General features: G+C 43.9%; 25 protein-coding genes and 5 pseudogenes. 21 read left to right on the forward strand and 9 right to left on the reverse strand.

Annotated features, from left to right (window positions below; genetic code table 11):
* The first annotated feature begins 33 nt into the window (after positions 1–33).
* The 4 genes and pseudogenes from ABUE30_RS00150 to ABUE30_RS00165 all read left to right on the forward strand — a co-directional run bounded on the left by ABUE30_RS00150 (position 34) and on the right by ABUE30_RS00165 (position 3444).
* Positions 34–438 (forward strand): GFA family protein, encoded by a 405-nt coding sequence (locus tag ABUE30_RS00150; protein ID WP_408621617.1) that lies wholly within the window; start codon positions 34–36, stop codon positions 436–438.
* 387 nt (positions 439–825) lie between these two features.
* Positions 826–1925, forward strand: a pseudogene (locus ABUE30_RS00155) (ISAs1 family transposase).
* Positions 1926–2016: 91 nt separating this feature from the next.
* Complete coding sequence (locus ABUE30_RS00160; protein WP_408621618.1) at positions 2017–2292, forward strand: putative quinol monooxygenase; 276 nt, start codon at positions 2017–2019, stop codon at positions 2290–2292.
* A 396-nt stretch (positions 2293–2688) separates the two neighbouring features.
* Positions 2689–3444: a class I SAM-dependent methyltransferase gene (locus tag ABUE30_RS00165; protein ID WP_408621619.1), complete on the forward strand. Its 756-nt coding sequence runs from the start codon at positions 2689–2691 to the stop codon at positions 3442–3444.
* Here ABUE30_RS00165 and ABUE30_RS00170 read toward each other — a convergent pair.
* Positions 3441–3632, reverse strand: a pseudogene (locus ABUE30_RS00170) (IS110 family transposase); the annotation flags it as partial. The gene ABUE30_RS00165 and the pseudogene ABUE30_RS00170 overlap by 4 nt on opposite strands.
* Before the next feature lie 8 nt (positions 3633–3640).
* Positions 3641–3751 (reverse strand): annotated as a pseudogene (locus ABUE30_RS00175) (IS110 family transposase); the annotation flags it as partial.
* 265 nt (positions 3752–4016) lie between these two features.
* Here ABUE30_RS00175 and ABUE30_RS00180 point away from each other — a divergent pair.
* Both ABUE30_RS00180 and ABUE30_RS00185 read left to right on the forward strand, forming a co-directional pair.
* On the forward strand, positions 4017–4643 hold the full coding sequence (locus ABUE30_RS00180) for a DJ-1/PfpI family protein (RefSeq protein ID WP_408621620.1): 627 nt from the start codon (positions 4017–4019) through the stop codon (positions 4641–4643).
* A gap of 74 nt (positions 4644–4717) precedes the next feature.
* Positions 4718–5152 (forward strand): GNAT family N-acetyltransferase, encoded by a 435-nt coding sequence (locus ABUE30_RS00185; protein WP_408621621.1) that lies wholly within the window; start codon positions 4718–4720, stop codon positions 5150–5152.
* 61 nt (positions 5153–5213) lie between these two features.
* Here the strand turns inward: ABUE30_RS00185 and ABUE30_RS00190 are convergent.
* Positions 5214–5315: pseudogene (locus ABUE30_RS00190) on the reverse strand (transposase); the annotation flags it as partial.
* A 628-nt stretch (positions 5316–5943) separates the two neighbouring features.
* Here ABUE30_RS00190 and ABUE30_RS00195 point away from each other — a divergent pair.
* The 6 genes from ABUE30_RS00195 (at position 5944) to ABUE30_RS00220 (ending at position 9326) form a co-directional block, all read left to right on the forward strand.
* On the forward strand, positions 5944–6462 hold the full coding sequence (locus tag ABUE30_RS00195; protein WP_408621622.1) for a phosphoribosyltransferase: 519 nt from the start codon (positions 5944–5946) through the stop codon (positions 6460–6462).
* A gap of 92 nt (positions 6463–6554) precedes the next feature.
* Complete coding sequence (locus ABUE30_RS00200; protein WP_408621623.1) at positions 6555–7163, forward strand: LysE family translocator; 609 nt, start codon at positions 6555–6557, stop codon at positions 7161–7163.
* A 134-nt stretch (positions 7164–7297) separates the two neighbouring features.
* Positions 7298–7732 carry a GNAT family N-acetyltransferase gene (locus ABUE30_RS00205; RefSeq protein ID WP_408621624.1) on the forward strand — a complete coding sequence of 145 codons (435 nt, stop codon included), beginning with the start codon at positions 7298–7300 and terminating at the stop codon, positions 7730–7732.
* Between the two features lie 386 nt (positions 7733–8118).
* Positions 8119–8304 carry a hypothetical protein gene (locus ABUE30_RS00210; protein ID WP_408621625.1) on the forward strand — a complete coding sequence of 62 codons (186 nt, stop codon included), beginning with the start codon at positions 8119–8121 and terminating at the stop codon, positions 8302–8304.
* Between the two features lie 99 nt (positions 8305–8403).
* Complete coding sequence (locus tag ABUE30_RS00215; protein ID WP_408621626.1) at positions 8404–8550, forward strand: hypothetical protein; 147 nt, start codon at positions 8404–8406, stop codon at positions 8548–8550.
* A gap of 299 nt (positions 8551–8849) precedes the next feature.
* Complete coding sequence (locus ABUE30_RS00220; protein WP_408621627.1) at positions 8850–9326, forward strand: hypothetical protein; 477 nt, start codon at positions 8850–8852, stop codon at positions 9324–9326.
* 387 nt (positions 9327–9713) lie between these two features.
* Here ABUE30_RS00220 and ABUE30_RS00225 read toward each other — a convergent pair whose 3' ends face one another.
* From ABUE30_RS00225 to ABUE30_RS00240, 4 genes are read right to left on the reverse strand one after another with little or no spacing between them, the layout of a single operon-like run.
* On the reverse strand, positions 9714–10445 hold the full coding sequence (locus tag ABUE30_RS00225; protein ID WP_408621628.1) for a class II aldolase and adducin N-terminal domain-containing protein: 732 nt from the start codon (positions 10443–10445) through the stop codon (positions 9714–9716).
* Between the two features lie 49 nt (positions 10446–10494).
* Positions 10495–11346, reverse strand: a complete 852-nt coding sequence (locus ABUE30_RS00230) for a transporter substrate-binding domain-containing protein (protein ID WP_408621629.1) — start codon at positions 11344–11346, stop codon at positions 10495–10497.
* Positions 11347–11370: 24 nt separating this feature from the next.
* Positions 11371–12243, reverse strand: coding sequence for a phytanoyl-CoA dioxygenase family protein (locus ABUE30_RS00235; RefSeq protein WP_408621630.1), 873 nt, complete (start codon positions 12241–12243; stop codon positions 11371–11373).
* A 23-nt stretch (positions 12244–12266) separates the two neighbouring features.
* The gene (locus tag ABUE30_RS00240) at positions 12267–13787 is read right to left on the reverse strand and encodes an amino acid ABC transporter permease/ATP-binding protein (protein ID WP_408621631.1); all 1521 of its coding nucleotides are present in this window, start codon (positions 13785–13787) and stop codon (positions 12267–12269) included.
* A 420-nt stretch (positions 13788–14207) separates the two neighbouring features.
* Between ABUE30_RS00240 and ABUE30_RS00245 the strand changes: the two genes are divergently transcribed.
* From ABUE30_RS00245 to ABUE30_RS00270, 6 genes are all read left to right on the forward strand, one after another.
* Positions 14208–15161: a LysR family transcriptional regulator gene (locus tag ABUE30_RS00245; RefSeq protein ID WP_408621632.1), complete on the forward strand. Its 954-nt coding sequence runs from the start codon at positions 14208–14210 to the stop codon at positions 15159–15161.
* Between the two features lie 132 nt (positions 15162–15293).
* Entirely contained in the window at positions 15294–16553 is a 1260-nt protein-coding gene (locus ABUE30_RS00250; RefSeq protein ID WP_408621633.1) for a flavin-containing monooxygenase, read from the forward strand.
* 13 nt (positions 16554–16566) lie between these two features.
* Positions 16567–16983, forward strand: coding sequence for a RidA family protein (locus ABUE30_RS00255; protein WP_408621634.1), 417 nt, complete (start codon positions 16567–16569; stop codon positions 16981–16983).
* An 11-nt stretch (positions 16984–16994) separates the two neighbouring features.
* Positions 16995–17669: a DUF1028 domain-containing protein gene (locus ABUE30_RS00260; RefSeq protein ID WP_408621635.1), complete on the forward strand. Its 675-nt coding sequence runs from the start codon at positions 16995–16997 to the stop codon at positions 17667–17669.
* Positions 17662–18828, forward strand: coding sequence for an acetylornithine deacetylase (gene argE, locus ABUE30_RS00265; RefSeq protein ID WP_408621636.1), 1167 nt, complete (start codon positions 17662–17664; stop codon positions 18826–18828). The genes ABUE30_RS00260 and argE overlap by 8 nt, the downstream gene beginning before the upstream one ends.
* Positions 18829–19018: 190 nt before the next feature.
* Positions 19019–19261 (forward strand): YecH family metal-binding protein, encoded by a 243-nt coding sequence (locus ABUE30_RS00270; protein WP_408621637.1) that lies wholly within the window; start codon positions 19019–19021, stop codon positions 19259–19261.
* Between the two features lie 701 nt (positions 19262–19962).
* Here the strand turns inward: ABUE30_RS00270 and ABUE30_RS00275 are convergent.
* Positions 19963–21075, reverse strand: coding sequence for an iron-containing alcohol dehydrogenase family protein (locus tag ABUE30_RS00275; protein WP_408621638.1), 1113 nt, complete (start codon positions 21073–21075; stop codon positions 19963–19965).
* Positions 21076–21515: 440 nt separating this feature from the next.
* On the opposite strand from ABUE30_RS00275, the gene ABUE30_RS00280 reads away from it, so the two are divergent.
* The 3 genes and pseudogenes from ABUE30_RS00280 to ABUE30_RS00290 form a co-directional block, all read left to right on the forward strand.
* On the forward strand, positions 21516–23432 hold the full coding sequence (locus ABUE30_RS00280) for a RecQ family ATP-dependent DNA helicase (RefSeq protein WP_408621639.1): 1917 nt from the start codon (positions 21516–21518) through the stop codon (positions 23430–23432).
* An 851-nt stretch (positions 23433–24283) separates the two neighbouring features.
* Positions 24284–24988 carry a GNAT family N-acetyltransferase gene (locus tag ABUE30_RS00285; RefSeq protein ID WP_408621640.1) on the forward strand — a complete coding sequence of 235 codons (705 nt, stop codon included), beginning with the start codon at positions 24284–24286 and terminating at the stop codon, positions 24986–24988.
* Positions 24989–25401: 413 nt separating this feature from the next.
* Positions 25402–25664 (forward strand): annotated as a pseudogene (locus ABUE30_RS00290) (hypothetical protein); the annotation flags it as partial.
* A 79-nt stretch (positions 25665–25743) separates the two neighbouring features.
* Here the strand turns inward: ABUE30_RS00290 and ABUE30_RS00295 are convergent.
* Positions 25744–26940 (reverse strand): DEAD/DEAH box helicase, encoded by a 1197-nt coding sequence (locus tag ABUE30_RS00295; protein ID WP_408621641.1) that lies wholly within the window; start codon positions 26938–26940, stop codon positions 25744–25746.

A 26940-nucleotide genomic window follows, 5' to 3' on the forward strand; every position in this document is an offset into this window, starting at 1 on the left:
AGATAACAAATGCATGCACCGGAGGATCGCATTATGAGTTTTACTTACAGAGGGAGTTGTTTATGTGGTCAAGTCACTTTTGAAGTCTCAGGTTTCAAAGAACATATCGCAAATTGCCACTGTGCAATGTGCCGGAAATTTCATGGTGCTGCTTTTGGCACGCTATCTCAGGTAAAAAATTTAACTTGGCTATCAGGTCAAGAATTACTCAAGGACTATGTTGCGCCCAATGGAACGATCCGAACATTTTGTTCTCATTGTGGTTCAAGTATCGGATTTCGCAGTAAAGGTAATTTCTTACCGGAAATTGAGTTGTCATTGGCATTGTTTGACGAAGATATTCCGATAAAAATCGACGCACATATTTATACAGATTACCAAAGTAACTGGTATGAAATAACTGATGCTCTGCCACAATACAAAGAAGGTTGGGAGTAAAAATTGGCTACATTACAATGTGCTCCAATTGACCTTGTGCTGTCACGAATTTTGGTATCCCAAATTAACGCGAGTATTCAGCAACTGAACTCTGCGCTAATGCCTGCTTTGAAGTATCTTGAGACGGTTACTAAGCAAGTGGTGAACGGCAGGAATGGCACCAATCTGCCCTATAGCGACTAGCTGGTTCGATCGACAGCGGATCATCGATTTAGCTAATGCAAAGTTGATTGATTTTCAAAACTACGTCAAAGAGCTTGAAATAGAGCGAGGTTTTTCGGACCAACGAGTAAAGGATAAGTGCTTACTTCTTGGTGAACAGGGCGGGATCGGACTTTGTTAGCGAATATGATCTAATATCGGAAAGCCCTCATTCATTCAGCCATTTTGAACCTAATAGAACATCTATCCGTAGTCAAAGATACTCGCTCAGACATTAATCAAAAACATGACCTTATCGACGCCATGTTCCTCGTTATCAGCGCCATTGCATCGGGGTGTGAAGGTTGGCAAGATATTGAACTATATGGCGAAGAAAAACTCGACTGGTTGAGAAAGTATCGTCCATTTGAAAATGGTATTCCGCGTCGACATACCATCGCACGCATCCTGCGTTCAGTCGTTGCTGAGTCGTTACTTGAAGCGTTGGCTTGTTGGATTAACGAACAAAGAACTAGCCAAAATAAGCCTGTCATCGCATTTGATGGAAAAGTCCTACGTGGCTCGTACCGAAATGACAGCAAAACAGCGTTACAGCTGGTGACCGCTTATGACACTGAGCGTGGTCTCGTTTTAAGCCAGAAGCCGACAGCGACTAAAAATGGTGAGATCAATGTTGTGCGCCAACTGATTGATGTTATTCATGTAAAGGGCAGTATCATTACTATTGATGCGCTGCATTGTCAGCGAGAAACCCTCGATAAAATTGCAGAGAAAAAGGCCCATGTTGTGGTCCAAGTGAAACACAACCAACCGAAACTCAGAAAAGCGGTTGTGGAGAAATTTCAAGCCGTTTTCGACGCCGGAAAAGAAAAAATCGTTACTGAAATCAAAGAAAAACATCATGGTCGCCAGAAGAACGATATGTATTTCAGTTAAAAGCAAAACTACCCGAAGAACTTGCTCAAAAATGGCCGACGATACGAAGTATTATTGCCGTAGAGCGCCATCGAAGTATCAATGGAAAAGGCAGTGTAGATACTTCGTATTACGTCAGTTCGATGTCGCCTACCCATAAGTTGCTTGGTCACTCTATCCGCCAACATTGGCGGATAGAAAATAGTCAGCACTATGTATTAGAGGTTGTCTTTAAAGAAGATAGCTCAAGAATAACGCTGGATGGCGCGGTAGAAAATATCGCTTTGTTTAGGCGGTTCGTGATGAACATGCTCAAGCAGAGCGGCTGTGGAGCACCAAGCCAGAAGAGTAAACTCAAAAAAGCGGGTTGGAGCGATGACTATCGGGCACGGGTATTCTTTGGGTTATAAATTGAACAAAGTATGCTCGCCCCCTGAACCGCTGTGGGCCTTGAACTCGTTCACGTCCCAAATTTTGGCGTTATAGATCAAGAGGAAATCCATGTCAAAAGTGATATTAAAAGGCTTTATCCTAGTTCCGGAGCAGGATCGGGAAGTTGTAAAAAGTGAGTTAATTAACCATAAACGGTTAACTCTACAAGAGCAGGGTTGCATTACGTTCAGTGTTACCAAAAACTTAAATAACCCTCTCCGTTTTGATGTTTTTGAAGAGTTTGTTGATAAAGCAGCTTTCGAGGAACATCAACAAAGGGTAAAAAACTCTTACTGGGGTAAAGTTACGGCAAACGTTGAACGTTATTATGAAATCTTTGAGTAAACGCATAAAAAAGTTATAGACTCAAGGTAATTCAATCTGCGGTAACTAAAATTTGTATTTTTCAAATTGGTTCGCTGAGTGTTCGTTGTAGCTCACTCAAATCAAAAAGCCAATAATCTCGCAGTGGCCGTGCGTGTATCACCATTGGCAGATTGCCTTTTTAAGTGATTGGGCCATCGTTCTTTCGGTTCGTTGTTTAATATAAACTTGAGGGCTAACTCGATTCATCAGAAAGTTAGCAAGTTTTCACATGGCTCGTCAGCTTTCGAGCACCATCTAAAGCTGGGTTAGAGTTAACAAAAATCTCAACACCGATTGCGGTTAATGTACTTGGCTTCGCCATTTTAGCGCAACGGTGCTGCCCATTAGCTGAGTGTTAGTTTTCAAGGGGGAACAATGACACATTTCAGTACTTCAGAAGCGGCTGATAGATATGAGCAGTTTAGACCCAAAATACACAATGTTATCAAGGGGTGGTTGGCGAGCGTAGATGAATCAAAGCTATATAATAGTGCGATGGATGTTGCCTGTGGTACAGGCGATTCGATGATCCCTTTACTAGACATAGCTAAAAATGTTCAAGGGTTTGATATTTCGAATGTAATGGTTGAAAAGGCATTGCAAAAAAATTTGAATGTAAAAGTCTCTTCTTTAGAAAACATTGATTCAACCCAAAAACATGATTTAATAACAATCTGTATGGCATTTCATTGGTTAAACCCTGATGAAGCTTTTAAAAAGTTTTCAGATATTTCTGGAAGTGGAGCCACACTATTAATTTATAATTTCAACTTTGGTGGTCATGCATCCCAACATGAATTTAACGACTGGTTTGGCAGCTATTTTTTAAATAAATATCCATCGCCTAGTCGCAACAGCACTAAAAGTGAAGTCAGCTCTATGCATGGTTTTAACTTGGTTAAGAAAAGCAGCGGCCTAATCCCAATTGTTTTTTCTAAAGTCGGTTTAGTGAAATACTTAACGACTATGTCAAATGTAGAAAATAAAGTTGTATCAGGGATCAGTTATGAGGAGGTCGAAGAGGACTTGTGTCGAGAGTTGGCAGGTTATGACCTTTCGAATGACTTTGTTTATAACTTCTCATATTCTATCTACAAAAAAACAACAAGAGACTACGGCGTCAATAGTTAATTTTTAGCTGTATTTATATACCACATCACCGTTTCTAAGCATGAAATTTAGTATGCCGACCATCTTTCTGGTGCAGGCAATAAAGGCGACTTTTTTAGTTTTCCGACCTCAAGAAGTCGTTGATAAGTGGCTTTAAAAATGGGATTACTTTGAATTGCCGACATCATCGCCATGAACAATATTGTTCTAGCACATGCTTATCATTGGGAACAGAAAAATAAGTGTCGAGTGGACGGATATAGATATCTAACTGCGACTTTCTGCTATCAACGCCGACATGAATGTTTTGAAGTATGTTTGTATTCATAATAAGCTAGCTCATGCATTGCAAAATGCAGGTTCGAGACCTAGAAGACTATTCGAGTGTGTCGCTTGAAGTGCTATGTAGCGTTCTTACTTGTTACCGGTCTCTTGATAGAGAAGTCAACGTTCAATCGAACTGCTACATAGAGAGCTTTCGTTGCAGCGAAAGCCTGAATGTCACTTTACTCTAAATTTGTTACTTATTATCCATACAAGGCGCTTAAGCAAGAACGCTGCTTAGCTTGGTGTTAGGTGACTCGGAGGTTGCTATGAATTTTGGAATTCTTGTATTCAATCAGGTTGAGGAACTTGATTTTGTTGGACCGTGGGAGATGCTCACCATGTGGCGTAAAAATGCCAATGGCCCTGAGAACTGCATCATTGTGGGCCAATCGATGGAGCCAATCATTTGTGCAAAGGGGTTGTCTATTAACCCACATGCTTCGTTTGCCACGTGTCCTCCACTTGACTACTTACTCATTCCTGGAGGCCAAGGCACTCGTCTTGAAGTTAGTAATCCGGTGTTAATCGATTTTGTTACCGACCAAGCACAAAACTGCAAGGCTATCCTATCGGTCTGCACGGGTTCCTTTGTGCTGCATGCCGCAGGACTTTTATCTGGAAGAAGAGCAACGACTCACTGGGGCTCTTTAGAGCGTTTGCGTGCGCTTGGTGATGTGACGGTTGTTGAGCAAAGATACGTCCAAGATGGTCATATATGGTCATCTGCCGGTGTCTCTGCTGGCACTGATCTCATGCTCGCATTTATTGCCAGCGTTGACGGCGAAGCTGCCGCTGGGGAAGTGCAATTTGCTTCAGAGTATTATCCTTCTTCAGTTAAATACGGCGGTTTTGAAAACCACGCGCTAGCACCTGCTTATGTCAAAACCACCTAACTAAGCATTGCACCGGACGAGCCAGTGAGCGCCGCATTATGTGTCTATTATTTACTTCTGAAGGAGAGATAAACGTGAACATTGTTGTAAGAAAAGATACTGAGTCAACTTTAATCTCTCAGAAAATCCGTCATGAAGTATTTGTCCAAGAGCAAGGAATTCCTTTGTCATTAGATCTTGATGGATTAGATGATAGTTCATACCACTCTTTGGCTTATATCGATGGCATGGCAATTGGTGTCGCAAGATTAGCATTACTGGAAAACAATAATGCAGTTATGGCTCGAGTCGCTATAAAAAAAGATTATAGAGGAAAGGGGATTGCAACAAAACTTATTGAATCTTTAATATCTAAAGCGAAGAAATTAGGTATAAATAGCATTGAAATTCATGCTCATGAATACTTAAGAGAATACTATGAATCATTTGGGTTTAAGTATCATCAACAAGTTGAAAAAGTTGGTGATCATCAATTAATTCAAATGTATTTAACTCAACCAAACATGTAACACATATGAGTCTTCGACCTATCACAATAGACGAATTTAACTAATCTGGCTATTGAGAGTCAGATTCAAATCGAGAGATATCCCTGATTTCATATAAAATGGTGAGCGATAATATTTTGCCGATACTAGGAACGGTTTTGAGCAGTTCGAGATAAACGAGGTTGAGGTCTTGGCCTGATTGAAGCGCCTTGGCAAAAGCCTGAATATCAATTTCGTATTTATCGGACATTGATGTGTCACTCCCTGTTGAGAGTTAACTATGGAAGTGACACAGATTTTTGAACACTACCAACAAATGCACGTAAGGTCATCAAACGTAATTGCTCATGGACATCGGTCCAATAAAGCCACACAACCCGCATGGGGTTTGCGCCACATAGTTGCCGAGCATGCTATTGATATAACGTCAACCGGTCATGATTGAGAGGGTGGGGTAACGAGCAAATGGTTTATTCGCTTAACCGTGTGCTTCGGAGCAATATGGCCTTTGATATGCCGTCCGAATTTCGTAAGCGACAGGCGATTCCTATCAAGTAAGGATTGGGTGGCAACCATCAGACCGTGAAGACGTTTTTTATGAATGTAAGGGCATTGCTCAAGAAGTATTTGGTGTAATATTTGAATTTCGTGCATCTCAGCCGCCTCTGGACAGCGTTTGGTAGGATTATTTTTTGGCGAAATTAATTCGATTAAACCACGGGATGCGTGTCTACCTCATTGAATTCCCCAAAAATTATGAGGAGATTTGCTAGAACGCGGCATTATGTAACAAATCAGAGTGAGGAGTTTCAATGAAAAAGGAACATATAGGCGAGTTGGTATTGAGTGAACAACAGATTCAAGACGGCGTTAAAGTTGTTGCGCAAAAACTCAATGAACGATTCGATAACGCAGTTATAATCAGCGTCGTTCCGGGCGGAATTTTGTTTACGGCTGATTTAGTGCGCGAATTAACTTTTGATGTCTGTATGGATTATATTTCCTGCCCTCATACTCCTGGTGATTGTAATAATTCCTCAAAAATAGTTTATCACCAGAATATAAACATTGAAGGTAAGGATGTTATTGTAATCGACGATGCAATTGAATCTGGCGGTACAATGAAACGTTTGATTAAGCACTTCGCTGATCACTATGAGATTAAATCGTTATCAATTGCAACGTTGTTTGTTAAACCAAGTCGAGTTGATATTCCTGCACATCAATATTTTGCTTATGAAATGTCGAATGATGATTTGCTTGTTGGGTATGGCTTACCTTGGGGAGATAAATTAAGGAATATTCCTTATGTGTCAAAGCTGGTGAAGTAAGTAAAAATTACATAACAAGTTACTCCACTCGGACTTGATCCAGTTGTCGCTGAGCAAGGCTTTATACCCTTTAAAGGAAAAGGATGTATCTGATGATTTCTATAGAATTTTTACTCACTTCTCTTGTCGTAGTGTTAATTCCAGGAACTGGGGTTTTATATACCGTGGCAACGGGGCTATTTGTGGGGAAGCGAGCCAGTCTCTTTGCGGCGTTTGGCTGCACTCTAGGAATTATTCCTGCACTTTTGGCCAGTGCATTCGGTCTTGCCGCCATTTTTCACACGAGTGCACTTGCTTTTCAGATCGTAAAATATGTTGGAGCTACATATTTACTTTATCTTGCATGTCACATGTGGCGATCATCTGCGCCCCTTTCAGTGCCTGAGGGCAAAGCGAACACAAATTACTCAGGGATTATTTTAAAAGGTTTTTTGCTTAATATTTTAAATCCGAAACTTTCAATATTTTTTCTGGCCTTCTTACCACAATTCATCCCAACCACGGTTGATAGCGTTTTAATGAATATGCTTATGCTCGGTGCTGTATTTATGCTTATGACCTTCGCAGTATTTATTGTGTACGGCTTTTTATCTAGTCGTTTCAGTGAATTTATAAAAAACTCAAAAAGAGCGAGTATTGCTATGCAAAAAATCTTTGCTACAAGTTTTGCTGCACTTGGACTAAAGCTGGTTTTTAGCTAGCGAGTATAACATAACAATCGCATTAACTTATTCGCTGCACTCGCTGGGACAAAAACACTGCGCTATGCTGCGCATATTCTAGCGCAGCATTTTTGCTCCTTAAGCGGGCATTATGCCTTAGAGAGGAAATTTCAGTGAAAGGATACAAAATAAGCACAAATATCGATGAGTTAGACTTTGAGGTTATCTATCGATTTATATCTGAAAGTTACTGGGCTGCTGATATCCCCAGAAACACGTTAAAGAAAGCCATTTCAAACTCTCTTTGTTTTGGTATTTTTGATGGTAGCGAAGCTCAAGTGGGGTTCGCTCGTTTAGTCACTGACAGAGCAACATTCGCCTATTTGGCAGATGTCTTTGTTATTGAAGCACATAGAGGGCAGGGTTTAAGTAAATGGTTGGTTGAAAAAATTGTTGCGCATCCCGAATTACAGGGATTAAGACGTATGGTTTTGGCAACACGAGATGCTCACGGTTTGTATGCTCAATACGGTTTCCAACCAATTGAAAATCCGGAAATTTTGATGCAAATTTGGCAACCGAACGTTTATCGTGAGCAAAAGGCATAACAAAAAGCTCAATCGAGACAGCCACTGCTAGCGACTTATGTGCTGGCTTAGCCTTTTAGCGTAACTCGCTGCGCGTTGTCTGCCTATTAGCAGGGCTTATTGAGTAATGAATGCTGGGTTTGCGCAGAGGTACTGTAGCCCTTAAGATTTACATCGATGATTGGGCGAACTTCTTCGAAATCGAAGCTCGGTAGCGGTGTAATAAACTTGGAAGCAGGATTCTTGCTGTCGAGCACATTGGTATCGAGTTCGGTGCGCTTTGCGGGTTCAGTGGGGAACTCTTTATTGCAGGCGTTAGCTTTCAAAGAAAACGAAAGCTATATCAAAGAACTGCATTATTCATTGGATTAAGCTAGTTTTTTTATGAGTAATGACAAGGAATAGTTATGTCGGTAGAAAATGAGAAGCAAGAAGTTATCGTTGTAGACGTAAAAATGCCATTTATGTCGATGGTTATTTTTATGGTGAAATTTGCGATAGCCTCGATCCCTGCTTTTATAATTTTGAGCGTTATTTTTGGAGTTGTGACGGCTTTGTTTGGTGGGATGTTTCATGGGATGGGGCGATATTAAAGCAAACAAACTGCTTAAGTGGGATTCACAGCGCATGGCATTTCAGCATGCGGTGAATTTGGTGTTTAAGGCGGTATTCGGCATCCGTGATAATTAACGATGTGGCGTCTGTTGGCAGACTATCCGCCAGCTCGCGCAGGGAGCGGTTGTGGCTCCGAGGAGAATGGTGATCCCCCAGCGAGCGATACGCTGGATGGTGTGCTTGGCCGAGATGGTTCTCCGAATGCTTCGGCTCAACCCGGTTAGGGACACAGCGTACCCCTCGAGCAACGAAAAGGTAGCCACCATGAGTAAAGCAAGCCATTTTTTGTGAATATCGGGGCACTGCCGTGCCAGCAAATCTTGTAGGATATGGATCTCGCACATCCTGTTCCCTCCTCATTGGGGCGTTGAGAAATAATATGTTTTTGGCGAGATTCATTCGATCAAACGGCAGAGTGCGCCTATTTAATTTTAAAGGTAATCATGAGGGGATCCGCTAGACCTTGGCGTTATGTGGCTATATCAAAGCTTAGGTTTTTAACCAAATTAAGAGGGAATTTAAATTGCATCCAGATCAAGATCCTATGACGGGGTTTAAAACACTAGAATTAGCTTTTTCTCATGGTTTTAGAATGAGAAGAGTTTCATTCACTAACGATATATTTTATGTAAAAGATAAAGGTATATATAACAACCGCTACACTTATGCTCGATTAGATGGTCTAAAAGTACAACAAATAGTTGTATTGGATGAGAATCAGCCTCTTAAAGGACTCCCCTGTTTTTGTTTGTTTTATGGAACACTCGAAGAGTTACGAGGACAAAGAAATACAGTTCCATTCATAGAGCAAATATTGGAGCAATTTAAAAAAGATTTACCTAGGCGCTATAAAGAATTTTATATTGAATCACTCATAGAAGCAGATAATGATGCATCATTAGCTATCGCCGCAAAATTATTTGGTAAACCAAGTCATGACGGTGCAGACGAAAGGTCTGGTATTCCAACAAAAATATGGCAGGAAAAATTTATTAGGTAATGGTGGAGTAGCCATATAAGTTGCTACACGCAGGCTCGATTGGCAAGGGATGTTAATAACTTTCGCTGGGCTTTTGGTGAACATCTTGTGTGCGAGTGGAACTCTCATTATCGGATTTTTGAATAGTAATTTGTCCAAATACCTTTGGATTTTATTCTTTTTCTTTATATCTAGTTGGTGAACACAATTCTCCTTAGCTAGTTCGACAACAAAGCAATGGTTACCCAATTAAAGGGCAATTGTCCTCAGTTTCAGATGAAGCCCTAGCTGCAATAGACATTTTGAAGCGAGTTTATGAATCAGATGGCGACCTCAGAATTTCAACCAAGGTCGTGTGGCAAGGCCTGTTTGATATGTTAGCGAGCCATTTTTTGCATTATTCAGCGATTAATCCAGAACGGAAGGATTCTCGCGAATTATAATTGCTTTCATCTCTTCAAAATGCTGCCTTGAAAAATCGGGAATACCTTCCCAGTCCTGCGCTGTTTTCTCTGCGACTGCATCAGAGAGAACATTCAAAGGTTGCCCGGTTGAAAGGGCGGTCACTAATATCTGGCAGGCACGTTCGAGTGTCCATATGTCATCAAATGCCACACCAATGTCGGTTCCGGTAACCATGACGCCGTGGTTACCCATTATTAACCGGTGATTGTTTGCTAAAAGACCCGCTAGACGCGCCCCTTCTTCGACTGTGTCAGCCATACCGCCATACATTGTGTCAAACGATACTCGGTTAAAATAGCGAGCGGTATTTTGATCAATGGGTAAAATAGCTGGGTTTTTCATGGCAGAAATGGCGGTGGTATAGACCGGGTGCAGATGTAATACAACACGAACTTGTGGCATGCGCTGATGGATTTGTCCGTGAATTGACCAAGCTGTCGCATCGACATCATTACGCTCATTATTGCCTACATCGTCGGCGTCCAATAGCAGCAGATCGCTGGCGCGAATGCGCGAAAAATGTTTCCACTTCGGATTAAGCAGAAACTTTTTACCATCAGGAGATAGGGCTGCACTAAAGTGATTGGCAACTGCTTCATGCATTCCCAGATAAGCGACAATGCGAAAAGTCACTGCCAAGTCGATTCGAATTTGTTCTTCTGTTGAAAGTGGCATTTGGCTACTCCGGTTTCACAAATGCCCAGGAACGCCCTGGGCGGTTTGCTTAGTCTTTTGGCATCATCGTTTTAATATCGGTTTCGCTCAGATCCTGCATGTTATATTTTTTCAGCAGGGCTGCATATTCTGGGCTTTGGCTATATTTTTTAATGCCCTCGATCAGCACTTTACGCACTTCATCATTGCCTTTTTTCACACCAAAGCCATGCAATACTGGGTCAAGCAGCTTATCCGATGAAATGGTAACCCGAGATCCCATTCTCTGGACGACCCCTTGTGCAACGGCTGAATCGGTGATCTGCGCTTCAACTGCATGAGAGAGCATCGCTTGTGTTGTTTGTGGGTCGGTTGGATACATTCTGATTTTGATAGGTTTCAAACCTTTTTTCACGCAGTCGCTTTTCGATACGTTTTGCATCTGTTTGAGCCAGGCTGTTCCTGCCATTGAGCCGATGGTGTGGCCACAGAAGTCCTGCATTGTTTTTGGCTGATAACTGGCACCTTTAAGCGACAGGATCGATTCTCCACTTTTAGAGTATGGGATCATATCGATGACCTTTAAGCGTGGAGCTGTGATGTACATCGACGAGTTAATCAGATCAAACCGGCCGCCCCGTAATCCAGGGATCAGGTTTGCCCAGCGCGTATCAATATTGCTGGCTTTAAGCCCCATGATTTTGGCCAGACCATCTAGGTATTCAATATCGAATCCAGCTGGTTTGTTGTCTTTCATATATTCATAGGGGTAAAACGTCATATCTGAACCGGCAATGATTTTGCCAGGCTGTTTAAATGACGCCAGAGCACTTAATGTCGTGCATGAGAAAACAATACCGACCAGGCTCGTTGTGATTAAGCGGGCTTTAGAACGTTTAGTATGGGCTGAAAACATCATCATAATTCCTCTTTATTGATTGATAGATCAGGCACTGGCCTGGTTTGTCTCGGCTTGCTGAACAAAGAACGAAGCCCCTTCTGGTTTTTGGGGGAGTCGCAGTTGATTGGGGGTTAAGCGGATTTCACCACTTTCTTCGCCCCATACCAGCGTTTCTGCATGGATGCTGGGAAGTGGATTTTCTGCCAGCGGCAGCGCATCTTCAGCAGCATAGACGCTGATAAATAGTGTTCTTGGGGCATCGGTATGGTTCGGCGCTGAGGCATGTAACAGCCGGGTGTGCATAAAACATACAGAGCCTGCCGGACCAAAACATGATACCGGCTGCTGACAATTTTCCTGTTCGACCTGTTCACTGACGTAACCGGTGAAATGGTCGTCTTGCCAGTGTGAAAATAACGAGCCTTTGTGGCTCCCTGGAATCACTTGCAGCGGGCCATTTTCCTCGGTTACATCGCTGATCATTAACAGACTCGTCACTAGATCGTCGTTGCTGTGCGGGGTAAATAAGAAATCCTGATGCCATTTCACTTGGGTCGCAGTATTGGGTAATTTAGAATTTACCTTACTGTGATGCAGCCGAGCACCACTGCTGCCAACTAGTTGACTGGCTATTTGTGCCACAGCTGATTTCAGTGCTGTGTTTTTGAAGACCTCTGAAATTTCTGTCGGGGAGGCGACCCGTCGCAGTGATGGGTGATTGCTCGTGTGGTCGCTTTCAATATCAAACCGTGATCGGCCATCGATGGTTTTCCCCCAGGGAGATTGATGGTGACGGCTCTGTTCAACCCAACTGTCAAAATCCTTCTGAAGCGCCGTAATCTGTTCGCTTGAAAGTACATCTTCAACAATTAGATAACCCTGTTCGTTGTATTGGTCTATCTGCCATTGCTCAATCATGAGTCACTCCTGAAAATCAGTTATTAAGCTAAAGAGACATCTTTAAGAAAGGTTTCTACCCGGGTGTTGTGGCCACTGCGCAGTGCCTGCGGCGTGTCATCACAGATCACTCGTCCCTGTTCCATAAATACGATTCGATCAGAGACTTTGAAGGCAAAATTCATCTCATGGGTCACAATGACCATGGTGATTCCTTCTTTTGCTAAGTCCTCAATGACTTGCAGTACCTCGTTGACTTTTTCTGGATCCAGAGCCGAGGTGGGTTCATCAAATAACATGATTTGCGGACGCATCATCAACGCTCGGGCAATCGCAACACGCTGTTGCTGACCGCCAGATAACTGATGCGGATGTTTCCAAGCATGCTCTAACATGCCGACTTTATTTAACAGCTGATAGGCCTGCATTTTCAGCGCTTCTTTATTACCCATATGATGGTAACTTGGCGCCAGCATCAGATTATGTAATACGCTCAAATGCGGAAATAAGTTAAAGCTCTGGAAGACCATTCCGATGTTATTGCGATGTTCAGGATGTTCAATAAAGCGGGATTTATTCGGACCGTAATGCAATAGTTTTAAGAAAGGTTTCCCGTTGAGATGAATTTCACCGTTGTCCAGCTGTTCCAGCCCGTTGAGCAATCGAATTAGGGTGGTTTTCCCTGAGCCTGAAGGCCCGATCACCGAGACGACTTCACCAGAGTTAACTGTAAGGTTCACCGAACCCAACACTTCAACATTGTTATAGGCTTTGTGCAGTTTGGTTGCCTGCAGTGCCGGGCCGTCAAATTCAGTGGTCGGATTAAGCTGTACGGGGGGAGCGCTTTTAACTTTTGCGATCAGATCTTCGGGCAGCAGATGTGATTTTTTGCTCTGAGTGACATCCAGATAGGCTTCTAACCGTTTGAGTAAAAAGTCAAATATCGTTACGATCATGACGTAATAGACGGCCACAGCGGTCATTGTTTCCATGACTAAAAAGTTCTGGGTATAAAGCTGTTGGCCAACCAACAGGATCTCTGTTAATGAAATTACTGATACTAGAGAGGTGAGTTTCACGATGGCGATATATTCATTGGTCAGCGCAGGCAGGGCAACACGAATGGCCTGCGGAATTACCACCAGCCACTGAATGCCGACATAGCGGACCCCGAGAGCCTGGGCTGCTTCTTTCTGGCCTTTAGGAATGGACAGTAAACCGCCGCGGTGGATTTCTGCAACGTATGCACTTTCGCACAATACCATTGAAATCAGTCCGGACCAGAATGGATTGGAAAGGATCGAGCTGCTAAATGGCAACAGTTGCGGAATGTTATAAACAAAAATGAGCAGTACTAATAGGGGAAGGCTGCGGAAAAACCAGATGTAGAGCTTGGCCGGAATATTTAAAATAGCAAAACGCGACTGTTTTGCTAACGCCAGTACAAAGCCAAAAACAATACTCAGTATCCAACTTGCTATGCTAAGTTTTACGACTGTCCAGCTAGCCCACCAAAAATCGGATAGTTTAAACAGACTGAACAGATAGTCCCAATGAAACGCCATAGAATGTGTACCTTCCCTAAACTAATTTAATAAGAGACTGATTTAGATCAGAACATGAGGGTCTCAAATATGTTTGGTCACTATGGATGGATAGCTGGATAACTAGCAATTACTTTTTTCTTGCCTTTTAGTTTAAAAAAAACTATCTAATCGGCATGCTCTGAAATTAAGCACAACACCTTGCCTAGTGCGCTTGCCTTTACCTATGAAACGCCCCAAAAGAGGGCGTGATTGTCCAAAATGAAGCGCATTTAAAACATTTATAACGATTCTGTAACTTTTAATTAGATAAAAAAACCATGTATGACAATAGACTAAATCTATTTGTTATTTGTATTTGCACTCGTGGTATATGCCTTGCTAATAAAAAGTTATAGAGATGTGACTATAAGCAATATTTTTTCAATAGGTGGAGGGCGCATGAGATATTTTACTTTAAAACAATTGCATTACTTTTCGACGGTGGTTCAGACCGAGAGTATTGCGGGGGCTTCAAGGAAGCTGCATATTGCTCAACCCTCGATTTCGATTGCGATTAAGAACCTTGAAGATTCGTTTGGTCAGCAGTTACTCATTCGCCATCATGCGCAGGGAGTTTCGCTTACGCCCAGTGGCCGACGATTTTATGATAAGGCCAGTGAGCTGCTGCGTTTATCTCATGAATTTGAGCAAAATACGTTAGCTAGCAGTGAGATCACCAGTGGGAAAATATCGATTGCCTGTTTTGAGTCGGTGGCGCCGCTGTATATTCCACAGCTTATCGCCGGGTTTAAGAAGAACTATCCGGATATTGAGATTCAGTTGCACGATGGTGAGCAGCATGAGTTGATGGTCGGTCTGCATCGCGGCCAGTTTGATCTGGCCTTTCTCTACGATTTAGAGCTGGATAATTCAATTTGCAAAGATGTGTTAAACGCGCCTCATAAACCTTATGCCCTGCTTCCTGCCAATCATCCTCTGGCGTTTAAAGAGAGCGTGTCATTAGCAGATCTCAGCTGCGAGCCCATGATTTTGCTCGATATTATTCCCAGCCGAAATTACTTTCTAAATATTTTTACTGAAAAGGGATTATACCCACAGGTTGCTTATACCTCTCCATCGATTGAAATGGTGCGTTGCATGGTCGGACAGGGACAGGGCTTCTCGGTGTTAGTGACGCGGCCTCACTCAAATGTTACCTATGATGGTCAACAGTTAGCTTGTGTGGATATCAGTGATGAAATGGAAAGTTCAACGTTGATCATGGCGTATCTGAAAACCAATGAGCCCACTAAACCGGCTCGATTATTTATGGATTATTGCCGACAATGCAATTTGAATGTGAATACAAACAAAGGTCGGGTTTATCCGATTAAAGAATCTTTATCGGCCTGATTCATTTTATAGAGTCCGATATTTTTTCTATTTAGGTCGTAAATTTATACTAATTTACGGCATTTATTTTGTGCCATAAGCTGAATTTATCCCCTTAGGGAATTTGAATTCAGAATTAAAAGGCGCGAATAAATGATCAAGAATATGACACAAATCGATACGCTCGTTGTCGGGGGCGGGCAGGCTGGCGTTGCCATGAGTGAGCATTTAAGCCGTCAGAACATACCGCATCTGGTTTTAGAAAAGAATCAGATTGCACAGGCCTGGCGAGATGTTCGCTGGGATTCGCTAGTCGCTAATGGCCCGGCATGGCATGACCGTTTTCCAGGGATGGAATTTGCTTACACCGAGGCTGACGGGTTTATGCCCAAAGAAGAAGTCGCGGATTATTTTCAAGCATATGCCGAGAAATTTGACCTACCGATCCGAACCGGGGTAGAGGTTAACCGGGTCATTAAAAATGCCGAGCGCAGCGGGTTTCGCGTAGAAACCTCTGAAGGTGTGATAGAGGCTCAGCGCATTGTCTCGGCAACGGGTGCGTTCCAGATCCCAACGATTCCGACGATCGCGCCCAAAGATCCTGAACTGTATCAGATCCATTCGGCGAACTATCGCAATCCTGAGCAATTGCCAGAAGGTGGCGTGCTGGTCGTTGGGGCGGGTTCTTCCGGCGTTCAGATTGCCGATGAATTGCAGCGCTCCGGCAAAGAGGTTTATCTGTCGGTCGGGCCGCATGATCGCCCGCCACGGAGTTATCGAGGTCGTGATTTTGTCTGGTGGCTGGGTGTGTTGGGTCTGTGGGAAGCTTCAGCGAATGAACCAGGCAAAGAACATGTCACCATCGCGGTCAGCGGTGCATACGGTGGACAGACGATTGATTTTCGAAGGCTCGCCGCGCAAGGGCTTCATCTAGTCGGACGCACAGAGTCCTTCGCTGATGACATTGCTTATTTTCGCCACGATCTGGGTGACAATATCCGCGGCGGTGATGAGAATTATCTGTCACTGCTGGATAAGGCTGATGAGTATATTGCCCGCAATGGACTGGATTTACCGCCAGAGCCACAGGCAAGAGAATTTTTAAGCGACCCCCAATGTATGACGGAGCCGACTTTAGAACTGAATTTAAAACAGCAACATATTCGTACGATTATCTGGGCGACTGGTTTTACCTCCGATTACAGCTGGCTGCAAGTGGATGCCCTTGATGAGGAGCAGCAGCCAAAACATCAACGCGGTGTCTCCAGTGAGGCAGGGGTCTACTTTTTAGGGTTGCCCTGGCTGTCACGGCGTGGCTCAACCTTTATCTGGGGGGTTTGGCATGATGCCAAATACATCGCCGATCAGATTGTGATTCAACGACAGTATCAGCAGTATCGCCGTCAAAACTAAAACAGGAGTTATTATGCCAACACATACTCGTATTCGTATGTTCAATACTAAAGAAACTTATCCTAATCAATCGATTGACAATGATCTTTGCCAAGCGGTAGTGGCTGGTAACACCGTGTATGTCCGCGGTCAGATCGGGACTGATTTCGAAGGCAATTTAGTTGGATTGGGTGATCCTCGCGCGCAGGCTGAACAGGCCATGAAAAATGTAAAACAGTTATTAGAAGAAGCGGGTAGCGATCTGTCGCATATTGTCAAAACAACCACTTATATTACTGACCCACGTTATCGAGAGCTTGTTTATCAGGAAGTCGGTCGCTGGCTCAAAGGCGTTTTCCCCATTTCAACCGGTCTGGTTGTCTCTGGGTTAGCCCAGCCTGAATGGCTGATGGAAATTGATGTAATCGCTGTTATTCCTGAGTCAGTTTAAATGGAGTTTTTATGACTATCTCAATTGCAGGGTTATGCCTTAAAACAGGTCAGTTGGGCATTGCAATTAGCTCTTCGAGCATCGCGGTGGGCGCGCGCTGTCCATGGTTGCGCTCTGGCATCGGGGCCGTTTCCAGCCAGAATATTACGTTGCCTTCATTAGGGCAGGGAATTCTTTCACAGCTCAGCGATGGCAAAAGTGCTGAACAGGCGTTAAATATTGCGGTCTCTGGTGATGAATTTAATGCTTACCGACAGGTGACGGTTCTGGATATCCATGGTGATTCAGCCTGTTTTAGCGGTAGTGAAACTCTGGGCATTCATCACAGCGTGAAAGGCGTAAACTGCGTCGTTGCCGGGAATATGTTGGCTAATCAGCAAGTGATTAATGCGATGGCCAGCGCTTTTGAGTCTTCAACCGGTGCGCTGACTGCTCGCTTGATTAGCGCACTTAAAATAGGCATAGCACATGGCGGGGAAGCCGGTCCCGTTCATTCGGCTGCGGTCAAAATAGTCGAAAAACATAGCTGGCCACTGGTTGATCTACGAGTTGACTGGGCCGATGAAGACCCGATAGGGGAACTCTCTAAGCTGTGGCAGGCCTATGAACCACAGATGATTGACTATGTGACTCGTGCTATCGACCCTCGCCAGGCACCAAGTTATGGGGTCCCGGGTAATGAGTGACAGTGACACGCTAAGCTGCGAACTGCGAGCACATCTTAGCCAGCTATTGGCATTTGATACAACCAGTCGGGAATCGAATCTGGCACTGATTGATGCGATAGCTGACTATCTTGCCAAGCTTGGCATTGAGTCAACCCAGATTTATAACGATGAGCGCACCAAAGCTAATTTATATGCGCGGCTGGGACCATCCGGCAACGGTGGGGTGATGCTCTCTGGCCATACCGATGTGGTGCCTGTTGATGGGCAGGACTGGTCGGTTGAGCCGTTTAAGTTCACTGAGTCAGATGGCAAATGCTATGGCCGTGGTAGCGCCGATATGAAAGGTTTCCTTGCTTGTGTGCTTACAGCTTTGCCCAAGTTTGTTCAGGCGAATCTGCGTATGCCACTGCATCTTGCTTTTTCTTATGACGAAGAAGTTGGGTGCCTGGGTGTTCGCAGCTTAGTGGACCATTTAAATGCTTCGCTTGAAAAACCAGCAATGTGCATTATTGGTGAACCGACCAGTATGCAGCCAGTCTATGGACATAAAGGCAAAGTAGGGATGCGCTGTAAAGTGCATGGTCATGCCTGCCATTCGGCTTATGCGCCCAGCGGTGTGAATGCCATTGAGTATGCGGCTAAGTTGATTGGTAAAATCACCGAGTTGACCGAGCCGCTCAAAGCACAGTGTGATGAGCGCTTTGAACCACCCTATAGTACATTGCAGACTGGGGTGATTTACGGTGGCAGTGCGCTGAATATTGTTCCGCAGTATTGCCAGTTTGATATGGAAATGCGTTATCTGCCGAAAATGGAGGCTAGCACTACATTTCATGCCCTTGAGCAATATGCTCATGAGACTTTGCTACCTGCCATGCAAAAGGTTCATGAATCTGCCCGGATTGAGTTTGAGTCGTTATCAGCTTACCCTCCGCTGCTAACTGATCCTCAGTCAGAATTTGCTAACTGGCTGCGTCAGTGGAGTGAAAGCTCCGAGTTCGGCACGGTTGCGTTTGGTACTGAAGGCGGGCTTTTTGATGAGGCCGGTATCGCGACCTTAGTCTGTGGTCCGGGAAGTATGGATCAGGGACATAAGAGTGATGAATTTGTGAGTGTTGCGCAGCTGAATCGTTGCTTGGCAATGCTCGATAATCTTTGTCATTGGATGAGCCTTTAGGCTTTATCTGGCTGCTCTTAGTGTTTTTAAAGCACATGGTTGGCACGGAAAATCCGATGGGTTCTTCTTTTTTATGGTTGTTTTCACCAAATTACTGGCCTGGATCAACGTCTGATTCTATCAGCGTTTTTCGATTGACTGGTCTGTGTTAAAAACATCTCATGAATTATTTTGGGAACATGGAGCATTTATGACACAGAGTATTCACGGCCATGAAGTGATGAAAATGATGTTGAGTAGCGATCAATCTTATAGCAGAGAAAGTCTCTGCGCGGCCATTTTAGCAAAATATGGACAGAACACGCGATTTCATACCTGTTCAAAAGAAAATATGCGCGCCGATGAGCTGGTGGATTTTCTGCAAAGTAGGGGGAAATTCGTAACCACGCAAAACGGCTTTACCACCTTAGCTGAAAAAATATGTAACCATTAAATACACTTATCCAAGATTTGTTGCTGCTATCCGTTAGCAGATAGGCCCGCTTGATCACACCTTCAGTGGTTTTTTCGTACCCGGTGATAGTACTTTCTAGGCGGAAATGCTCATTTTGCGCTTTCCGTTCGATGGGCAGGCTAGATACTTTAGCCTTTTCAAAAACACTTTCAGTGGTATTGACCAGCAAAGAGCTTAAGAAAAAAGCTTATGAACAGTGATTTGTCTTTTTAACTACGCATGTGGCTTGCCCCGTTTCCAGCAGTGGTTTGTGTGACAGTGTTCGATTCAATTAAAGGGAGTTATTGATTGAAGACATGCACGAATGGCAGGCACCATCTGAGACAGGGATTAGAAGCGTTAAAAGAGAAGTATGGTTGCTCGGAGCCTAGGCTATTGCTAGGGTTTAAATTGTTACTAACAAACAAAGTGAGTAGCCAGCCACCGAATTGGGTGACAAATTGCTTATGAGACCTGCATTTTTGGCTTGAGTATGAGAGTGGTACGCGTTCTATGGATTCAGCCTTTCGTGTTAGCTCGCCACTGCCATCTTAGAAGCGGCGATTAACCAGATTGGATATTATCGATCAAGCTATTGGTGCAACGATTGAATCGATGACAAATAATTAAGCGATTATTCTTCGATTCTATTATGCTTGATGGCGTAAATAAGCAGCACAACAGGTACTGCTCTCTTCAGCTTATTTGCCGGTTTGACCAATGCGATCTGTTTCGAGAATCGCTTCGATGAATTTTTCTTTACTGGGAGTGCCCGGCGCAGATTTCCATTCAATAACTGATGCGGCAACGTTTGCAACGGTTGCTAGATCATCACGGGTTAGTCCAATTTCAGCCATGGTGGTGGGTAGTCCGAGGGTTTTGTTAAAAGCCTGAATACGGTTAAATTCCTGATCGTTCTGATCATATTTTAATAAGCACAACACGCCAAAGGCGACGATTTCACCGTGCAGATGAGATTCACAGGCAGGGATGAGCGAACAGCCATAATAAACGCAGTGCGCCAGGGAGCTGTTGTAGTAATACTGGTCTTGTTCGGCGATTTGCGAGCTGATGTGAACCGCACAGTTCGAGACAATCCCGGTGAGCATTATGATGTCTAAGACAACCTCTTCAAGCTCGGCTGAAACCCGATTATGACGGCAATCTTCAAGCGCTTTTTGCCCATGCTTGAGAAGTGGGTCTGTGCAGGTTTTGGCAATACCCAGCCCTAACAAGGGCAGGTGAGACAGTTTTTTCTCTCTGCAGCAATATTCGACTTCATACTCCTTACTTAGCGCGTCCCCAATTCCTGCCCAGAACATTTCAGCGGGTGATTCGGTAATAATTTTCGTGTTAATAAAGGCATGTAGTGGTGGATGATCTTGATAGAAATACTCTTTAAATGAACCATCACGGTTGTACATGACACTTAACGACGTACAGGCTGCGCAGTTGGACGCCAGAGTTGGAAAGGTGAAGACGGGTTTATCGATTATTGAGCCAAGGGTTTTAACCGCATCGCAAGCGCGTCCGCCACCCACAGCAAACAGCATCTGGGCTTGCTGAACCTGTGGGTTGTTTTTAAGCTGTTCGACATTTTCCATGGTGGCATTACCGCCATACCATAGAAAATCCAGCAGAGTAATTGTTGAATCTTTAATGCCATCTTCTAGTGCAGTTCTGGCTTTTTCGATCGCTATTTTACCGCCGATCACAACGGCCTTATTCCCATAGACTTTCGTCATATCGGCGATCTTGCGGTAAGCATCCTCACCAACAGTGTAGTTGGGAAGATAAATGGTTTGGTTTGACATTGTGTTCTCCTTGCTACTTTTTTATTGTTATTGATGTGGCTTCGCGTCACTGAAATTACGTTTAGTCTCGTTTCGGCGTGAATTTTGCGGGCAAATGTGCAGGTTTAGACGCATCATTAAACGATATTAAACGCAAATTTGTGTAATTTAGGAAAATGACCAGAGAATCTATCCGTAAGCGAGGTATATGGCTTAGTGCCGTCATATTTCGCAGCGATCGAGGCGAAAGTGTTGACTGATTTTTCCAAATGAATGAAAACCGTATAACAATCATTGCCGACTGACAATTTTTTTGTGGTAATTTTTGTTTTTGCCGCTTAGTTGGTGTACTGGAACAGCCATTTTGCCCCTGTCGTATTAGCATGATTGCAAAGCTCAATAGCGATAAATGACATGTCCTCGCTATAACATACACACAACAGCCATAGGTTTTGGTGGAAATGATTGAACAAGCATTAAAGCAGTATTTTAAGTTTGACAGCCTTCGCAAAGGGCAGCGTGAGGTCATTGAAAATATCCTCAATGGCCACTCGGCTGCCGCAATTTTTCCGACGGGTTCAGGCAAATCGCTCTGTTATCAGCTTAGTGCATTACTCTTACCTCATCTGACATTAGTGATTTCGCCACTCCTGGCATTGATGAATGATCAACTGGAATTTCTGAGTGCAAAGGGTATTGCTGCAGCCAGTATCGATTCAACACAGAGTCCTGAGCAGATGCATCATGTCATGCAACGCGTTCGCCGAGGCGAGCTTAAAATATTGATGATTTCGGTTGAGCGTCTTAAAAATGAACGATTTCGTGAATTTATTGCTCATGTGCCGATTTCGCTACTAGTTGTTGATGAGGCGCATTGTATTTCTGAATGGGGACATAATTTTCGCCCTGACTATTTGAAATTGCCTCACTATAAAAAATCGCTGAACATCCCGCAGGTTTTATTGCTTACGGCCACTGCCACCGAAGCGGTTATTGCAGATATGTGCAGCAAATTTGCCATAGCTAAAACCGCAGTCACCCTTACTGGCTTTTATCGCGCTAACTTGCACTTAAGTGTCATGCCCTGTGTCGAAGGGCAAAAAATAATGGCGTTAGAAAAATTGATTAAGCAAGCACCACGGGCCGCTACCATTGTTTATGTGACATTGCAAAAAACAGCTGAGCGGGTTGCCAAGAGGCTCACGCAGGCAGGTATTCAAGCGGTCGCTTACCATGCAGGTTTAAAAAGTGATGTTCGCGAATCCATTCAGCAACAATTTATGCAGGATCGCTCAACCTGTATTGTGGCAACCATAGCATTTGGTATGGGGATTGATAAAGCGGATATTCGCTGTGTGATCCATTACGATTTACCTAAATCGATTGAAAACTATTCACAGGAAATTGGCCGAGCTGGCCGTGACGACAAACCAGCACAGTGCATTACGTTGGCCAATATGGACCATTTAAATGTGCTAGAAAACTTCGTCTACGGAGATATGCCAGATCAATCCGCGATTGCGCAAGTGGTCGATGATATTTATAACAGTACGGGTGACTGGGAGGTGGTTTTAAACCAGCTATCTCGAGATTATTATATCCGTCAGTTGCCACTTAAAACATTGCTGGTTTATCTAGAACTGAAAGGAGTGATTGCTGCTCTTTACAGCTATTTTGCATCTTATCGGTTTAAATTTATCGAAAGTGCCACAGCGATTGTTGACAAGTTTGATGGTGAACGGCGCGTGTTTGTGGATGCAATTTTCACCACCGCGACGCAAGCTAGAACATGGTATAGCCTTGATTTTGATCTATTATGGCAACATTATCATGCACCTCGGCAACGTGTTGTCGCAGCGCTTGATTATTTTCATGAAAATGGCTGGATTGATCTACAGACGAAGCAATGTACGGATGTATACAAAGTTCTGAGTCGGCAAATTCCGCGTGAAGTTCTCACTGCGGATCTCTATCAGCTCTTTGTGCAAAAAGAGCGTAGCGAAATTGAACGAATTCATTCTATGGTGGACTTTTTCCAAAGCTCGCAATGCCTTAGTTTCCAGCTGGCCCGCTACTTTTCTGATGAGAAGGCGCCGCAGCATTGCGGTCATTGCAGTGTGTGTAAAGGGCATGTCGCCAAGCTTTCGGTACCTCAATTACCTAAAGTCCATCCAGACCAGATCAACAACTGGTTGCATCCCTTTATAAGTGCCTGTCCACACAAGGCGAGCAGCGAAGTGCTGACTCGGTTTTTATGTGGGATATCAAATCCGCTGAATAGCCAGATAAAGGCAAATAAAATGGCGGGGTTCGGTCAGCTAGAGCGATATCCATTTCAATGGGTAAAAAGCCAGGTAGATGCCTTGTTAACCCCATAGAATAAACAGATAATCGAAGAGAAACAGGTCGTTGTTAAACAAGCCAAAATTGTTTTAATGCGACTTACATAATAGCTGTTTTGTGGTGTTGCTAAGTTGCGCTTTAATGGCAATCTCAACGTTTAAATCACTACTTTTTATCGCACACCAATGTGTCGCAAGGTGCATCGGCCTGAGCGTTGCGCGATTTAGTGGTGTTGCGAATGGTTCTCAGAGCCGACTCTACCTGCTCAACAAACCGTTTGTCTGATTTGCTCAGAGCAACAGAGCAGGTGGTGCGATTAAATACCCGAATTTGAGCCTGTTTCTTTGTCGGTAACGCATCCATCATGTGAGGAGGATAGAGAATACAACAGATTAATACGTTTTATGTCAATGGGGAATTTGTTTCGCCTCACGGTGAAGCATCGTGTGGCGTGCCTCATCTTGCCACCGGTAATGTGTTCGGATAGATACAACTGGCTGATGCTCTGCAGGCTATTGCTGTGGCTAAAGTGGCATTATCTGCTTAAGTCGGGCTGAATGAATGACACAAGGCTGGTGTGCCAAACGGTCACTGTTTACTGATGTTCCATGATATTCCTGAATTTCAATCCAAGTACTTTAATCTGGATAATTTGGCGTGGGTCGAGGAGCACTTAAAATTTGAACGATTTATTCCAAGTTTAATCAGTGAAGTAATTGACGATACTTATCATTGAATACACATTCACAATCAAGATATCGTGGTGTACCAGCTTTTGGTCAGAATGAACGACTAACAAATATGCGCAGTGGATTAAATTTGCTTCGCTACATTTAACCGCTAACGTAGACGTTAGATGTCAACATTTTTATCACTGAGAGGACTTATGCTTACAGTCTTAGCATCTACCGATCGTGCGAATAGTGACGATCGCCAACAACAGTTTGCAGTCGCCCGAGCATGGGCCTATGGCTGGGCCGTATCGCGAGGTACCGATATGCCGATGGAGAAGACAGGTTGTTTCCAGATCATGGTCAATCGGTCTGATCGAACAATGCGGTATGTCGTACCGGTCCTTGACGAGAGCCTCGTTCAGAAGCTTGTCAAGGAAGAAGCACAAGCAGGAACTTGGTTGAAGATCTGTGCTGATCCTGATTGTGTTCTGCCACTTCTAAGCAATGATTGGGACATTCACAAACCGGAATTCTTGATGTGGTCAAAACTTGCACGAGATGCTCCACAAGCAATCGACGGCTACCGCGCTACTACACAGATTGAAGGGAAATTCGCCTCTATTGAGTTGATTGCCAAATCTGGGGAAATTGCGGCTAGCGGCCAAGTGGCAGTTGTGGATTCATATGCCGCCTTTGACAAGATTGTCACCGCTAAGGATCATCAACGACGAGGACTTGGCCGGTACGTCATGAGCATGCTTTCCAATCTCTCTCTTGAGCTAGGCGCTCAGTTCGGAACGCTGGTTGCAACTGAGGCGGGTGTCGCGCTTTACACCGCATTGAGCTGGTCAATCGTATCGCCTGTTGTAGCGGCGTTTTGCCCAACTGTTCGCAACGCGGGCGCAAAGGATGCCTAACCTTTTCTTCAAGCGGCTTGCCTGCGGTAGGCCGCTTAAGTTAAACGTTAGAGCTTTAAGGTAGATCTTGCCATATTCAAAAACTACGTTCTCATTGATCGCCATTCTTGCCGGTGCTCTACGCACATTTGGATTGCTAATTAGACGCCATCGGAATGTCTTTGCGAATGCTAGCCACAGCTTCATGCAACCGATAGACATAATCAGTCTAATTGATGCGCTATCCAAAACTGACGATGTCGATTTATTGATAGAAAAGCACATATTCACAAGTAGGTTAATCAATATTCGAGTGTTGATGGTGAAATGGGTTTTGTGTTAACGGATCTTGAAGAAAATGAATTTCATCGAGGCGCATTGAAAGTCAGAATATCTCATGATGGAGATATGATTGGGCTTTCTGGTGTTGATCCAAGTCCATGAATTGGATACTTGATGTGAGCATGAATGACGGATCTACAAAGACCATGGAGCAGAAAATCTCTCTTATTTACGTCATATTAGCCTAAACATGCTTCAAGCAGAGAAAACTAAGTTCAGCATAGTTGGGAGACAAAAGCGCTGTATGATGAATACATTAATGTTGGAGCAAGTTCTGAGTACTGGATTTAATGCAATGATTAAAAATCAAGCGCTCGCGCTTTTACCCTACCATCTCTGTAAGCTTATTATGTAATAAAGCATTATTTTTCGGGGAATTACGATTACTAGGGCGAGATAGAAGGTCTTTCTACCTCGTATGGAGTTTGCGACTTTTAGCGGTTACTTTTTCGAACATAATTCAAGATGGAAACTGGTACGACTTTTCTCACTGGAAAGCCTGCAATCTCTTTGCGCTCAATGATGTGTGTTAGTCGTCTTTCAATAGCGCAAAGGTTTTTAAAGTCGCCCATGGCAACAAAGGATATGGCTTCACCTGAAGCGCCAGCGCGGCCGGTTCGGCCTATTCGGTGAATGTATTCTTCCGGTTTAAAAGGTAAGTCGTAATTGACCACTCGGCTCAGTTCACCAATATCTAAACCGCGAGCAGCCACGCCGGTTGCGACTAAGTATTTTAGTTCGCCAGATTTAAATTCAGCTAAAATCTTTTCGCGCATGGCTTGGCTTCTATCGCCATGAATGGAGTCCGCTTTTATGCCGCGTTTTGCTAGTTGGTCGACAAGTTTGGCCGCACCGTGTTTTTTCTCGATAAAAATAAGCGCTTGATCCCATTTTTGCTCGTTAATTAAATGGCTCAGCAAGGCGGACTTAGTGTCTTTATCGACTGTAATTAACCACTGTTTGATATTGGTGGCGGCCTTGATGTTGGGTGAAATGGATATTTCAGTCGCTAGATCGCTCATTTTATTATCAGAAAAATCGCAGGCTAGGGTGCGAACGTCATGGGTCATGGTCGCTGAAAATAGTAGGTTCTGACGAGTTTCTGGTAAGAGCTCAATAATTTTATTGATATCACCGATAAAGCCCATATCCATCATTCTATCCGCTTCATCGAATACCAGCACTTCCAGTTCATCAAAATGCAGTGCACGCTGATGAGCTAAATCAAGCAATCTGCCGGGCGTTGCGACGAGAATATCCACCCCTTCAATTAAACGCTCTTTTTGAGGTTCGCTACCCACACCGCCATATACAGCCATAGAGCTGAGATTTAGATGTTTACTGTACAGAGCAACGCTGGCCTCGACTTGAACGGCTAACTCACGAGTTGGCACCAGAATAAGCGCACGTATACGTTTACCACGTAAAGTGCGTACTTTATTGAATCTTTCTAATATGGGTAGAACAAAGGCACCCGTTTTACCTGTCCCAGTTTGTGCCGTTGCGATTAGGTCTTTACCTGAGAGAATGACAGGAATCGCTTGTGTCTGGATTGGCGTAGGGGTTTTGTAACCCAGTTCGGTAATAGCTTGAACAAGAGGACTGGATAATCCTAGTTTTGCAAATGGCAT

Source organism: Celerinatantimonas yamalensis (genome assembly GCF_046054155.1).
Taxonomy (GTDB): Bacteria; Pseudomonadota; Gammaproteobacteria; order Enterobacterales; family Celerinatantimonadaceae; genus Celerinatantimonas; species Celerinatantimonas yamalensis.